At 65.7% G+C, this 12,762-nt stretch carries 14 protein-coding genes and 1 pseudogene; 13 read left to right on the top strand and 2 right to left on the bottom strand.

Features of this window, described 5'->3' with window-relative positions; genetic code table 11:
- The first annotated feature begins 65 nt into the window (after positions 1 to 65).
- Both LRS53_RS11390 and sugE read left to right on the top strand, forming a co-directional pair.
- Positions 66 to 461 (top strand): hypothetical protein, encoded by a 396-nt coding sequence (locus LRS53_RS11390; RefSeq protein WP_231355953.1) that lies wholly within the window; start codon positions 66 to 68, stop codon positions 459 to 461.
- A gap of 166 nt (positions 462 to 627) precedes the next feature.
- On the top strand, positions 628 to 945 hold the full coding sequence (sugE, locus tag LRS53_RS11385; protein ID WP_017640894.1) for a quaternary ammonium compound efflux SMR transporter SugE: 318 nt from the start codon (positions 628 to 630) through the stop codon (positions 943 to 945).
- Positions 946 to 955: 10 nt separating this feature from the next.
- On the opposite strand, the gene LRS53_RS11380 is transcribed toward sugE, so the two are convergent.
- Positions 956 to 1,441, bottom strand: a complete 486-nt coding sequence (locus tag LRS53_RS11380) for a hypothetical protein (RefSeq protein WP_231355952.1) — start codon at positions 1,439 to 1,441, stop codon at positions 956 to 958.
- Between the two features lie 100 nt (positions 1,442 to 1,541).
- Here LRS53_RS11380 and LRS53_RS11375 point away from each other — a divergent pair, with 100 nt between their 5' ends.
- From LRS53_RS11375 to LRS53_RS11335, 11 genes and pseudogenes are all read left to right on the top strand, one after another.
- On the top strand, positions 1,542 to 2,648 hold the full coding sequence (locus LRS53_RS11375) for a PQQ-dependent sugar dehydrogenase (RefSeq protein WP_231355951.1): 1,107 nt from the start codon (positions 1,542 to 1,544) through the stop codon (positions 2,646 to 2,648).
- A gap of 89 nt (positions 2,649 to 2,737) precedes the next feature.
- Positions 2,738 to 2,869 carry a hypothetical protein gene (locus tag LRS53_RS23635; RefSeq protein WP_269216690.1) on the top strand — a complete coding sequence of 44 codons (132 nt, stop codon included), beginning with the start codon at positions 2,738 to 2,740 and terminating at the stop codon, positions 2,867 to 2,869.
- A gap of 58 nt (positions 2,870 to 2,927) precedes the next feature.
- On the top strand, positions 2,928 to 4,001 hold the full coding sequence (locus tag LRS53_RS11370; RefSeq protein ID WP_093255351.1) for a saccharopine dehydrogenase family protein: 1,074 nt from the start codon (positions 2,928 to 2,930) through the stop codon (positions 3,999 to 4,001).
- Between the two features lie 66 nt (positions 4,002 to 4,067).
- Positions 4,068 to 5,009 (top strand): Gfo/Idh/MocA family protein, encoded by a 942-nt coding sequence (locus LRS53_RS11365; protein WP_231355950.1) that lies wholly within the window; start codon positions 4,068 to 4,070, stop codon positions 5,007 to 5,009.
- 132 nt (positions 5,010 to 5,141) lie between these two features.
- Positions 5,142 to 5,924 (top strand): annotated as a pseudogene (locus tag LRS53_RS23915) (MCP four helix bundle domain-containing protein); the annotation flags it as partial.
- Positions 5,919 to 6,782, top strand: a complete 864-nt coding sequence (locus LRS53_RS23910; protein WP_442968506.1) for a methyl-accepting chemotaxis protein — start codon at positions 5,919 to 5,921, stop codon at positions 6,780 to 6,782. The pseudogene LRS53_RS23915 and the gene LRS53_RS23910, both read left to right, overlap by 6 nt.
- Before the next feature lie 165 nt (positions 6,783 to 6,947).
- Complete coding sequence (locus LRS53_RS11355; RefSeq protein WP_231355948.1) at positions 6,948 to 7,202, top strand: hypothetical protein; 255 nt, start codon at positions 6,948 to 6,950, stop codon at positions 7,200 to 7,202.
- A gap of 175 nt (positions 7,203 to 7,377) precedes the next feature.
- The gene (locus LRS53_RS11350; RefSeq protein ID WP_064308104.1) at positions 7,378 to 8,271 is read left to right on the top strand and encodes an SDR family oxidoreductase; all 894 of its coding nucleotides are present in this window, start codon (positions 7,378 to 7,380) and stop codon (positions 8,269 to 8,271) included.
- Positions 8,272 to 8,276: 5 nt separating this feature from the next.
- Complete coding sequence (locus LRS53_RS11345; protein WP_231355947.1) at positions 8,277 to 10,076, top strand: glycoside hydrolase family 15 protein; 1,800 nt, start codon at positions 8,277 to 8,279, stop codon at positions 10,074 to 10,076.
- Positions 10,073 to 10,654 (top strand): DNA-3-methyladenine glycosylase, encoded by a 582-nt coding sequence (locus LRS53_RS11340; RefSeq protein ID WP_231355946.1) that lies wholly within the window; start codon positions 10,073 to 10,075, stop codon positions 10,652 to 10,654. Before LRS53_RS11345 ends, LRS53_RS11340 begins: the two co-directional genes overlap by 4 nt.
- A 41-nt stretch (positions 10,655 to 10,695) precedes the next feature.
- Entirely contained in the window at positions 10,696 to 10,986 is a 291-nt protein-coding gene (locus LRS53_RS11335) for a DUF2845 domain-containing protein (RefSeq protein ID WP_231355945.1), read from the top strand.
- Positions 10,987 to 11,280: 294 nt separating this feature from the next.
- Here the strand turns inward: LRS53_RS11335 and LRS53_RS11330 are convergent, their stop codons facing one another.
- Positions 11,281 to 12,567: a putative porin gene (locus LRS53_RS11330; RefSeq protein WP_331275300.1), complete on the bottom strand. Its 1,287-nt coding sequence runs from the start codon at positions 12,565 to 12,567 to the stop codon at positions 11,281 to 11,283.
- Positions 12,568 to 12,762: the final 195 nt, after the last annotated feature.

The raw sequence follows: 12,762 nt of genomic DNA, 5'->3' as shown, positions 1-12,762 counted from the left end.
TCTTGAACGAAGCGCCCACCCCGAGCTCTCAAGGTCTCCACTACGGCCGCCCCGAGGAGACCTTGATGAAATCCCTGATTCCCCTTTTGCTGCTGCCCCTCGCCCTGGGCGCCTGTACCCGAGAGCCGGTTCGGCAGGACGACCTCGGCCTGCCGAGCTGGAATCTCGAAGAGCAGCGCGCCGTGCCGGGAGAGCTGGGCGGATCGATCACGGATCCGCGGCAGGCGCATGTCTCGATGCGGGCCAATGTGCTGCTGGCGGATGTGAGCACGGCGCGCAAGGCGCGGCGGATCAGTCAGGAGCAGGCGACAGCCTTCAGCGAGCGCATCGCCGCAGTGCGCAGCCAGACCGATGCCTTCGTACAGCAGCAAGGCTTTCTCAGCGCGGCCGAGCGGGCCAGTTTCGATCGGGAATTCGACGGGATCGCCGCGCAGATCTGCCAGCCACGTCCGGCACAGTGATCTCTGCCTAGCCAGGACGGGTCGAAAGACCGCCGCTCGAACGGCTAGGATAGCGGGGCCGATCAGGCGGTGAGGACCCTGCCGCCCTTCTCTTCCAGCCCAGGGGACGACCCCGGCGATCGGTGGGCAGCGTTCCGGGACGGCCCGGTTTCACAGGAGGCCGTCTTTGGCTTGGTTCTATCTGGTCTGTGCAGGACTGCTCGAGGTGGTCTGGGCGTTCTACATGAAGCAGTCCGCGGGCTTCACTCGCCTCACGCCGACGATCATCACCGGGGTCGCCATGGTGGCCAGCGTGGCGCTGCTGTCGATCTCCATGCGCAGTCTGCCGTTGGGTACCGCCTATACCATCTGGACCGGTATCGGCGCGGTGGGCGCCTTCATGGTCGGCATCCTGCTGCTGGGCGAGGCGGCGAGTCCGCTGCGCATCCTGGCCGCGGCGCTGATCGTCAGCGGCCTGGTGCTGATGAAGCTGACATCGTCCTGAGCGCTTGCCCCTAGCGCAGGTCCCCTGCTCGGTCGGCTTTTGGTCGGACCAGCCAGATGAACAGCAAGCCTCCCACCAGGCCGCCCACGGCCATTGCCAGCAGGCCATCCAGGGTACGGGTGGCGTAGATGAGCACCGGCATGGGGGCGAAGGCGTCGATCAGGCGAATGGCGGCGATCAAGCTGACACTGGTGGCTAGCGGCACCACGCAGACTAGATAGGCGCCCTTGCGACGGCCGAGCCAAAAGGCGGCGGCAAAGGCTGGTAACCAAGCGGCGAGCACGATGGCGGCGTAGACGGGTCCGAAGCCCAGCAGATCCTGTAACGACGTCTGACAACGGGTGGCGGCGTCTATCGACTGCCCCAAGCCCTGCAGCGCGGCCAGGTTGTACTGGGTCTGCACCAGGCTGCCCCAGGCGGTGGCCAGCAACAGGGCGGCGGCGAACGCCAGCAGCGGGCGGGGTCTGAACGAGGCGCGCCAGAGCGGTTTGGACATGATCGATCAGTCTCGAAGAGAGGTAGTGATGGTAACGACAGCGGATGCCTGCGGTAGACCTCGGCCGTCACGTAAAGCTTCCCGGCGTGGGGTCTGGTTTGTGTTGCTAACCGTTGTGCTGGGAAGCCCGTTGGCCACGGCGGCGCCCGCCTACCGGATCGAGACGGTAGCGACCGGACTCGAGCGGCCTTGGTCGCTCGCCTTTCTGCCCGATGGCCGGGCGCTGTTGACCGAGGGTGCCGGGCGTTTGCGGCTGCTGGTGCCGGATGGCCAGGGCCGGCTCAGCCTGCAGGCGGAGGCCGTGAGCGGACTGCCCGAGCTCTATACCGAAGGCCAGGCCGGTCTGTTCGAGGTCATGCCGGATCCAGATTTCGCCTGCAATCAGCTGATCTATCTCTCCTATGCGTCAGGCACGCGCCAGGCCAATCACCTCAGGGTGGTGCGCGCGCGGCTGAACGGCGGACGCCTGCAGGACGTCCAGCCGCTGTTCACCAGCCAGCCGGCCAAGGCGTTCGGTCAGCACTTCGGAGCGCGGATGGCCCTGCTAGGGGACGGCACCCTGGCCATCGCCCTGGGCGACGGCAATGTCGAGCGCACCGACGCCCAGCGGCTGGATACCCATCTGGGCAAGATCGTGCGCATCACTCGGGACGGCCAGGTGCCGGCGGACAATCCCTTCGTCAAGCGACCCGGCGCCCTGCCGGAGATCTACAGCCTCGGCCATCGCAATCCCCAGGGTCTGGTCTGGGTGGCCGAGCGCCAGGCGCTGTACGAGCATGAGCACGGCTCCAAGGGCGGTGACGAACTCAATCTGATCCGCGCGGGCGCCAACTACGGCTGGCCGCTGACCACCGGCGGCGTGGACTACACCGGCGCGCGCATCTCGCCCTTTCGCGAGTTGCCGGGCATCACCCCACCGCTGCTGGAGTGGACGCCGTCGATCGCGCCTGCGGGCATGACCTGGTACGACGGCCAGGGCTTTCCCGCCTGGCGCGGCAGTCTGTTCGTGGCGGCGCTGCGCGAGAAGTCGGTACGGCGGATACCGCTGGTGAACGGCGTGCCTGGCGAGCAGGAGCTCTTGTTCCAGGAGCTGGACCAGCGTTTGAGAGACGTGCGCAGCGGACCGGACGGTAATCTCTGGCTGCTGACCGATGGCGAGGACGGCCAGCTGTTGCGGGTAGTGCCGGGTAAGGGCAGCGGCGCCTGAGCGGGCATAGAGCGTTCGGCCTATCGCGGCCATGGCGGTCCGCCGATGCGGCCGCTCCTACAGGCTCGATGTAACCGTAGGAGCGGCCCATGGCCGCGATCAAGGTTCAGCGCGAAAACCTGATTCGGCAAAAGCGATCCGACCCACGAGCGAGACGCCTCGTCGAAACGACGAATACTCCGCCGTTTCGTCAAATAAAGCACAACGATTCGACGCTCTGACGCTCACATCTGGCAGCACCGCTTTTTAAGCTGGAGCCTCAACCACGGAGGATCCGCCATGAACGTCACCCTGCTCGGCGCCGGCCACATCGGCTACACCATTTCGCAATTGCTGCACGCCAGTGGCGACTACCGGGTGACGGTGGCGGATCGTGACGAACGCGCCCTGGCGGCCATCGCGGCCCTGGGCGTGCAGACCCGCACCCTGGACACGTCCGACGCCAGCGCCCTGACCGCGGCCCTGGACGACCAGGACGTGGTGCTCAACGCCCTGCCCTACCACCTGGCGATTCCCGTCGCCCAGGCGGCCAAGGCAACCAACACTCACTACTTCGACCTGACCGAAGACGTCAAGGCGACCAAGACCATCCGCCAGCTGGCCGAGGGCGCGAGCAATGCCTTCATGCCCCAGTGCGGTCTGGCGCCTGGCTTCATCGGTATCGCCGCCCACTCCCTGGCCAAGCGCTTCGACAGTGTGCGCGAGGTGAAGATGCGCGTCGGCGCCCTGCCGGAATTTCCCACCAATGCCCTGAAGTACAACCTCACCTGGAGTGTCGACGGCCTGGTCAACGAGTACTGCCACCCCTGCGAAGCGGTGCGCAACGGCGAACTGCAACTGGTGCAGCCGCTGGAAGGCCTGGAGCACTTTTCCCTGGATGGCGTGGAATACGAGGCCTTCAACACCTCGGGCGGCCTGGGCACCCTCTGCGAGACCTTGCAGGGCCAGGTGGAAACCCTGGACTACAAGACCGTGCGCTATCCGGGTCACCGCGACCTGATGAAGTTCCTGCTGGAAGACCTGCGTCTGGCCGGTGACCAGGAGCAACTCAAGAACATCCTGCGCGGCGCCGTGCCCACCACCATGCAGGACGTGGTGCTGGTGTTCGTCACCGTCAGCGGGATGCGCGGCGGCAAGCTGGTGCAGGAAGTGTTCAGCCGCAAGATCTTTGCCGCCGAGCGCGATGGCCGCCTGACCAGCGCCATCCAGATCACCACCGCCGCTGGCATCTGCACTGCCCTGGATCTGTTCCGCGAAGGCAAGCTGCCGCAGCGCGGCTTTATCGCCCAGGAGCAGGTGGACATGGACGCCTTCCTGGCCAACCGCTTCGGCAAGGCCTACCAGCCGGTCTGATCGACGAAGCCTAACGGCGCACCTGGGGTCCATAACGGTACGACCACCGTTAGAGGACCCTTTTTCATGCTCAGCGTCGCCATCGTCGGTTGCGAACAGATCCACGCCCAGGACTACCTGGACACCAGCCTGGCCGATCCGCGCGTGCGGGTGGTGGCCGTGGCCAGCGAACGCGATCCCGCCCGCGCCCGGCGCCTTGCCGCCCCCCATGGCCTGCCGGTACTGGACGATTTCGCCCAGTTGCCCGAGGTGGATCTGGCCTTCGTCACCACCGCCATCGAGGATCACGAAGCGGCGGTGAGCGCTTTGCTCCCGCGCGCTCGCCATCTCTTCGTGGAAAAGCCCCTGGCCGTCTCGGCTGAACGCGCGACGGCGCTGGCGGCGCAACTGGTCGGTCGTTCCTGCTTCAGCGGTTTCTACCTGCGTACCGACCCGGCCCTGCGGCAGCTGCGCCAGCTGGCGCGGGACGGGGCCATCGGCAGCCTCAGCCACCTGTCGCTCACCGCCGGGCACCCCGGGTTGCTGGAGGGCTGGCTGAGCGATTGGCCCGCGCATCTGGACGAGACGCGCATGGGCTATGGCGCCTTTGGTGACCTGGCGGTGCATCTGCTGGATTTCAGCGCCTGGCTGACCGATGAAGCCCTGACGGTCGAGTACTGCCGCCTCGAGCGCGATGCCCGCTGGCCGCTGGATCACAGCGGCGAGGCGCTGCTCCGGGCCGGTGACCTGCCGATCCAGCTGCGCGCCAGCGCCACCCTGCGCGGTCCGCGGCTGGCCATCCGGCTGGATGGCAGCACGGGAACCCTGGAGCTCGCTGCTGGGCGCCTGCTCCTGCACGAGGCCAGTGGTGAGAGTCAGGTGCTGGCCAAGGCGATCGCCCCCGGTGTTCCCCAGGGTGCCCAGGCGGTATTCGATCAGCTGCTCGGTCAACCCCGTCCAGAATTGGCCAACCTGGAGGATGCCCTTGCGGCTAACGGCCTACTGGATCGCCTCTATGGACGCGACTAGGACGTTAGGCCGGGGCAGCATGAGTAACCATTGCCGAGAGACCGGAGGGGTTAAAGGTCAGACTGTTGGTGCCGATAGCGAGGGCATCCGGTGCAATCTGGCTGGCATCCACGTCGCTGAAAGGAATTCCCAATGGTCTGGTTCAACAATCTGGCACTGGCGAAGAAACTCGCCGTAGCCTTCGGTCTCTGTACGCTCATTACTCTGGGCATAGGCGCGGTCGGCATGAGTGGGCTCAACAGCCTCAACGCCTTGCTGGGTTCGGTGCTGAGCAACAATCTGCGCTCCATCACCCTGCTAAACGACGCCAAGAACAACGTGATCGCGCACAACCGCGACATCTTCCGCCTGATATCTTTGGCCTACGCCAACGCGCCGCAGGCCGAGCAGGACAGCATTGTCGCCTCCCTGCGCTCCAACCAGGCCGACGCTGAAAAACCCTTTGCCGACTACCGAGCCACGCCTCTGGAACCTGATGAAAAGGCTGCGGGCGATGCCTACCAGGGTGATTGGAAAACCTACCTGACTGCCGTCGACGCCGTCTTGGCGCGGCTGGCTGCCAAGGACGTGGCCGGTGCCAACCAATTGCTCAACGAGCAGGCTCAACCCAGCTATCGCAAGACCATGGGCTCCTTCAAGATCATGGTGGAATCCAACAAGCGCCAGGGTAACGAAGCCGGCGTGGCTGCCAGTGCTACTTACGACAAAGCTTTCTGGACCCTGAGTGGTGGCCTCCTGCTGGCAGTGTTCTGCGCCCTGGCCCTGGGCATCGTCATTACCCGCCTGATCGTGACCCCGATTCGCGAGGCCGTCTCCAGCGCCGAGCGTGTCGCCCAAGGCGATCTGACCTTGCCGATCCAGAGCAGCCGGCGTGACGAAGCGGGCCTGCTGCTGCAGGCCCTGGGCGGCATGCAGCGCAGCCTGAAGGATACGGTGCAACAGATGGCTGGTGCTTCCAGCCAACTCGCCGCGGCCGCCGAAGAGCTGCACGCCGTGACCGAGGAGACCTCCCGTGGCCAGGTTCGCCAGCACGACGAGGTGCAGCAGGCCGCCACTGCGGTCAACCAGATGACCGCTGCCGTGGAAGAGGTGGCGCGCAATGCCGCCTCCACCTCCACCGCCTCCCAGGACACCAGTCGCGAAGCCCAACAGGGTCGCGAACAGGTGCAGCAGGCCGCCCAGGCCATGGCGGTGATGACCCGCGAGATCACCGACTCCACCGAGAAGGTGCAAACCCTGGAAGGCCAGGTACGCGAGATCGGCAAGGTGCTGGAAGTGATTCGTGGCATCGCCGAGCAGACCAATCTGCTGGCGCTCAACGCCGCCATCGAAGCGGCCCGCGCCGGCGAGCAGGGTCGTGGCTTCGCCGTGGTGGCGGACGAGGTCCGTGCCCTGGCCCATCGCACCCAGGGGTCCACCGGCGAAATCGAACGCATGATGAGCGCCGTGCGCAGCAGTGCCGAAGAAGCCGTGAGCGCCATGCACAAGAGCCAGTCCCTGGCAGGGGATACCCAGGAGCGCGCCAACCGTGCCGGCGAAGCCCTGAACCGCATCACCACCGGGGTCGCCCAGATCGAGGAGCGCAACCTGGTGATCGCCAGCGCCGCCGAGGAGCAGGCTCAGGTGGCCCGCGAAGTGGACCGCAATCTGGTCAATATCCAGGACCTGTCCACCCAGACCGCCACCGGTGCCCAGCAGACCGCCGCGTCCAGTCAGGAACTGTCGCGACTGGCCAATTCCTTCCAGGGCCTGGTCGCGCAATTCCGTTATTGATCGGTCATCCAGGAAACTTCCGACCAGCGGACGACCTGCCCTCACCCCGGTGAGCGGCAGGCCGCAAGCGCAGCGGTAGCCCTCCTGGTTCAATACCCTGGGACGGGGAATTGAACATTGCCCGCCAGCGCGGCTCTGATCTGAACCCCCTGAATGGATGCTCCCATGCGCTTTACCTACGATGCCCGCCGCAGCTATCGCCTGATCGGCCTGGACGACGGACGTCTGGCGGGTCAGTTGCTGCGTGGGCAGCTGTACATCATGGTCGCCGGCGATGGGAAGCAACCGCAGTCCTATGCCCAGCTCGAAGACGATCAGCTGCGTACCGCCGAAGGCCACCTGATCGGTTGCCGCGAGGCGGATATCCTCACCCTGCAGCGGACTGGTGTCGCCTTGCGTCTGGAGCCACTCGACGCCTGAATCGAGGCGGCTCCGAAATCGGCGTAACCTTTAAAAGCAGGTTGATAAAGCCGTTCGGGCCGAGACACCCATCACCTATCAGTGGGAACCTCTCCCGCGAGTTGTTGCTCCATTTCCTTGAACGTCATCGAAAAGATGCCAAACGGGCGCCTTTTGGCCCCCTTCAGGAGATGTCATGTCCAGCGACAACCAGTACCGCATGCAAAACCCCCTTACCCAGTATCCCCAGCCGGAATTTCCCAAGCAGCCCCAGGAAGCCCCGGGCCTGGCGCAGGTCATGCAGCCGCGCCCCGACCATGGCGAGACCAGCTACCAGGGGTTCGGTCGTCTGGCCGGGCGCAAGGCGCTGATCACCGGGGCGGACTCGGGGATCGGTCGAGCCACCGCCATCGCCTATGCCCGGGAAGGTGCCGACCTGGTGCTCAACTACTTGCCCGAGGAAGAGGCCGACGCCCAGGAAGTGGTCAAGCTGGTGGAAGCCGAGGGTCGTAAGGCCGTCTGCGTTCCTGGTGACCTGAAGGACGAAGCCTTCTGCACCCAACTGGTGAGCAAGGCCAAGGAGGCCCTGGGTGGCCTCGACATCCTGGTCAATGTGGCTGGCAAGCAGACCGCCGTGCAGGACATCGCCGAGCTGACCACCGAGCAGTTCGACGCTACCTACAAGACCAACGTCTACGCCCTGTTCTGGCTGTGCAAGGCCGCGCTGCCGCATCTGCCGGCTGGCGCCGCCATCATCAACACCACCTCGATCCAGGCCACCCAGCCCTCGGAATTCCTGCTGGACTACGCCTCGACCAAGGCGGCCATCACCAACTTCACCAAGGCGCTGGCCAAGCAGGTCGCCAGCAAGGGCATCCGCGTCAATGCCGTGGCCCCCGGTCCCTTCTGGACCCCGCTGCAGCCCAGCGGCGGCCAGCCCCAGGAAAAGATCCCCACCTTCGGCGGCGAGACGGTGTTCAAGCGCCCCGGCCAGCCGGCGGAGCTGGCGCCCATCTATGTGCTGCTGGCGTCCCAGGAGTCGAGCTATGTGACCGGTGAGGTCTATGGTGCTACCGGAGGCATGGGCTGACGGCCGTGGCGGCCTTCGACCCCGCTCGCCAGGACGGCTACGCGCCCCTGGCGGGCTACGCCGCCCTCTCCGATGGCCGTTCGGTCGCCCTGGTGGCGCCGGATGGCTCGCTGGATTGGTGGTGCGTCCCCAACATGGATTCCGCACCGCTGTTCGACCGCCTGCTGGACGCCCCAGCGGGCGGTTTCTTTTCGATCGCCCCGGTCGCCCACTATCGCGTGGAGCGGGCCTACCGCGAAGACAGCAACGTCCTGGAAACCTGCTTTCACACCGCCGAGGGCAGCGTGCGCCTCACCGAATCGCTCAACAGCGGCTCGGCCGGACGCCTGCCCTGGTGCGAACTGGGTCGTCGCGTCGAAGGCCTCTCCGGACGGGTCGAATTGCGTATCGAGCTGGTACCCGGGACCCAGGGCCAGACCGTCTCGCCCTGGATGCGCAGCACGCCCAATGGCGAGGTCATGCACGTCGATGGCGTGATGGCCACCCTGCGCTATTGCGAACGGCTGGAGATCCTCGAGTGCGACGATCGCCGGCTGGTGGCGCGACTGGTACTGGAGGCAGGGCAACGCAGTGTCCTGGCCTTGACCGCGACCGAGAACGAACCCCTCGTGGTGCCGTCCTTGGACGAAGTGGACCAGCGCATCGACCGCAGCGATCAGGCCTGGCGTGAATGGGCCCAGGGCTTCGCCTATCAGGGCGAATTCCTCTGCGAGGTGAAGCGCTCGGCATTGGCGCTCAAGCTGCTGCTCTACTCGCCCACCGGTGCCATCGTCGCCGCCGCCACCACCTCGCTGCCGGAACGCATCGGCGGCGACAAGAACTACGAATACCGCTATGCCTGGGTGCGCGATGCGGTCTTTACCATCAAGGCCTTCCTGCGTCTGGGCGCCCTTGGCGAGGCCCAGGCGGCCCTGGCCTGGATTCAGAACGTCATCCGCCGCCACGGCAATCGCCTGCATACCTGCTTCACTCTGGAAGGCGAACTGGCACCGGAAGAGCGCACCATCCCCGTACCCGGCTATCGCGACTCCCAGCCGGTACGTGTCGGCAATCGCGCCAGCGCCCAGTGTCAGCTGAGTCTCTATGGCGATCTGCTGGAGACCTTCCGCCTCTATGCCAGCAAGGGCCATGTGCTGGATTTCGCCACCGCCAGCCTGCTCACCGATCTGGCCAACCTTTGCGCCGATGGCTGGCGGCAGACGGATGCCGGGATGTGGGAATTGCCTGAAGAGCGCCACTACACCCTGTCCAAGCTGGGCTGCTGGTTCGCCCTGGATCGCGCCGTGACCCTGGCCCGCGACGGCCACATCCCCGACGCCATGTGCGGTCGCTGGGAGCGCGAGCGCGACCGCATCCGCGACTGGGTCAACGAACACTGCTGGAGCGAGCGCAAGCAGGCCTACACCTTCTATGCCGGTACCGAGCGCCTGGACGCCGGGCTGTTGCTCGGCATCCGTTTCGGCTTCGACGGCGGTGAGCGCTCGGTCAGCACCCTGGCGGCCATCCGCCGCGAGTTGGCCCATGGACCTCTGGTCTATCGCTATAGCGGTGCCGAGCAGGAAGAAGGTGCGTTCCTGGCCTGCTCCTACTGGATGGTCGAGGCCCATGCCGTGCTGGGCGAGGTGGACCAGGCGCGCGAGCTGATGCGCGAGGTCCTGGCCGCCAGTCTCAATGGCGTCGGCCTGATGACCGAGATGCGCGATCCCCGTGACGGCGCGGCCCTGGGCAACTTCCCTCAGGGCCTGAGCCACCTGGCCATGGTGCATGCGGCGCTGATCCTGGAAGAGCCGGAGCCCGAGGCGTGAGCGACCTGGATTTCACCCGCCCGGTGGACGAGGTCGCCCGGCAACTGATCGGTGCGACTTTCAGGCTCGAAGGTGTAGGCGGCCTGATCGTCGAGACCGAAGCCTACGACGGCGAAGATCCGGCCTCTCACAGCTTTTCCGGCCCCACGCCGCGCAACAAGGCCATGTTCGGTCCGCCCGGGCATGCCTATGTCTATCGCTCCTATGGTATCCATTGGTGCTTCAATCTGGTCTGCCGCGAGGCTGGCCATGGCGCGGGGGTGCTGATCCGCGCCCTGGAGCCGCTGTGGGGGCTGGAGGTGATGCGCGAACGCCGAGGCGGGTTGGCCGATCGCCTGCTCTGCGCCGGTCCCGGCCGGCTGTGCCAGGCATTGGGCATCGATGGCAGTCACGACGGCCTGTCGCTGGCGGAACCGCCCTTTCTGCTGGAGCCGGCGACCGCCGCGGTGGCGGTGATCGCAGGCCCGCGCATCGGTATCAGCCGCGCCCGCGAGGTGCCCTGGCGTTTCGGCCTGGCCGGCTCGCGTTATCTGAGTCGTGGCTTTGCCAAAGCGCCCCACGCCAGCGATAACGGCTAGGCTGAAGGCAACGTCCTCTGCCAGAACCTCTCGGAGTTCCCATGCGCGCTCGTCACCTGCTGCTGACTGCCCTGCTCTTGCCCCTGCTGGCCCAGGCCAGCCTGCGCTGCGGACAGAATCTCGTCGAAGAAGGTGACAGCGTCGAGCAGGTCCTGGCCGCCTGCGGCGCCCCGGCCGAGCGCAAGGTCAATCACCCTGCCCTGCGTAACAACAACGTGCCCAAGTTCAATGCGGCCGAGACCCAGTTCTGGACCTATGGCCCGGAGAACGGCGCCTCCCGCCACCTCAAGTTCATCGATGGCAAGCTGGTGGAGATCAGGGTCGAGCGGTAGTGGGCGGGAGCTTCCCTTACCCGGCTCTCTCCCAGAGGGAGAGGGGGCAGAGCGTCTCCGGCGTGGGTTGAGCGCAGCGAAGCCCAACATTTTCAGGCGAGCCTCTCCATCAGTTGGTAGGCGGGAGCTTCCCTCACCCCGGCCCTCTCCCGGAGGAATAGGGGGAGGAGCGGCTCCAGCGTAGGTTGGGTGAGCGCAGCGAAGCCCAACATTTTTTAGGCGAGCCTCTCCACCGAGCAGGCAAAAAAGAACCGCCCGAGGGCGGTTCAAGAGGAGCACGACCTAGGGCCGTGGTTAGAACTTGGCTTCCAGGTCCAGCTGCAGGGTCTTGACGTCCGCGTCGCGGCGGAAGCGGCTGGCGGTATCGGACTCGGCGAGGAAGTAGGTCAGGCCCACGCCGAAGTTCTTGTCGATGTCGTAGCCGAGCTTGAGCTTGTGGCCGCGGGCCCCGGTCGAGCCGTTGCCGAAGTCCGAGTCGGTGAAGGCACCCACCACGGCGTTGCGCTGGACATCGCGGTAGTTGTATTCCAGCCCGACCCGCTGCATCAGCTTGGTCTTGGCGCCCAGCAGCCAGGCGGTGTCTTCGCCGTCGTCGGCCTTGTCGTTGACCACGTACTGGCCATAGAAGGACAGCGGCACCCACAGCTTGGTCAGGTCCAGCTGGGCGAAGCCCTCGTAGAGCTGGAAGCGGTCGGTGGTGTTGCCATTGACCGCCAGGGCGCAGGGCGCGGTGACCGAACCGGTGGTCGGGCAGGCGCTGTCCTGCTCCTTGTCGTAGGCATAGACGCTGCCGCCCACCATCAGCTTGGCGGCATCGCCCAGGTTGAAGCGGCTGCCCAGCTGACCGGCGTAGAGGCGCAGGTCATGCTTGAATTCATAGCCTTCGCCGTCGACGTTGTCCTTGAGCACATAGTAGCCCGTGCTGCCGAACAGCTCGGCGCCGCCGCCCAGGTCGTACTTGTAGGTGCCGGCCAGGCCTTCGGGATTGATGTCGGCGTCCCAGATGACGTCGCCGGTGCTGACCCACTGCTGGCCCATCTTGCCGCCCACCAGGTGCAGATTCGGCACTGCCGTGGGGTGGTAGTCGATGTAGGCCTGATCCAGCCAGAGCTGCTTCTTGTTGAAGTAGTTGTTCAGATCCTGGTTGGTGGAGCGGGCGTCGTCGCCACCGCCGGTGGCGATGCGGATGCCAGTGTTCACCTGCGGATTGATCTCGCTGTAGGCACCCAGCCGCGCGCGGATACGCTGGCGCTCACGGTCGCGGCCGTTGTCCGGCTCGCCGCTGATGTCGATGCTCTCGTGGCGCACCCGCACGTCGCCCTTGATCTGGGTCTTGGCGGCCCAGGCCAGCTTCTTCTCGAAGTCGGAGGTCTTCTGCTGCTGGGCGACCTGGGCGGCACGCGCCTGCTGTTCCTGCTGCAGGTCGCCGCGCAATTCGCTGTATTGGGCCGGGGTGATGGAGCCATTGGCCTTGAGCATGTCGAGCAGTTTCTCATCGACAGCGGCACTCGCGGTGGCTGAGCAGGTGGCCAGGAGCACGCCCGAGAACAGCGCCGTGAATCGATAAGGGTTAACAGACATCGGCAGATCTCCTTTCAAGACAATCCAGGTGGTAGTGGCTGGCGGTGCAGCCCGTCACAAAGCTGGGTCAGTCTCGGCAGAAGAGATGTCGTTTTGCTTGCAGGAACATAAAGGTTTTAATTCAAGTCACTGAATCTAAAGCAAAATTTAACCAAAGATTCATCCGTTCCGAACGGCTCCGCTGCGGACCGGGAA

The sequence above is a fragment of the Pseudomonas sp. PLB05 genome (assembly GCF_021106615.1).
Taxonomy (GTDB): Bacteria; Pseudomonadota; Gammaproteobacteria; order Pseudomonadales; family Pseudomonadaceae; genus Chryseomonas; species Chryseomonas benzopyrenica.
This window is presented reverse-complemented; position numbering and strand designations above follow the sequence as displayed.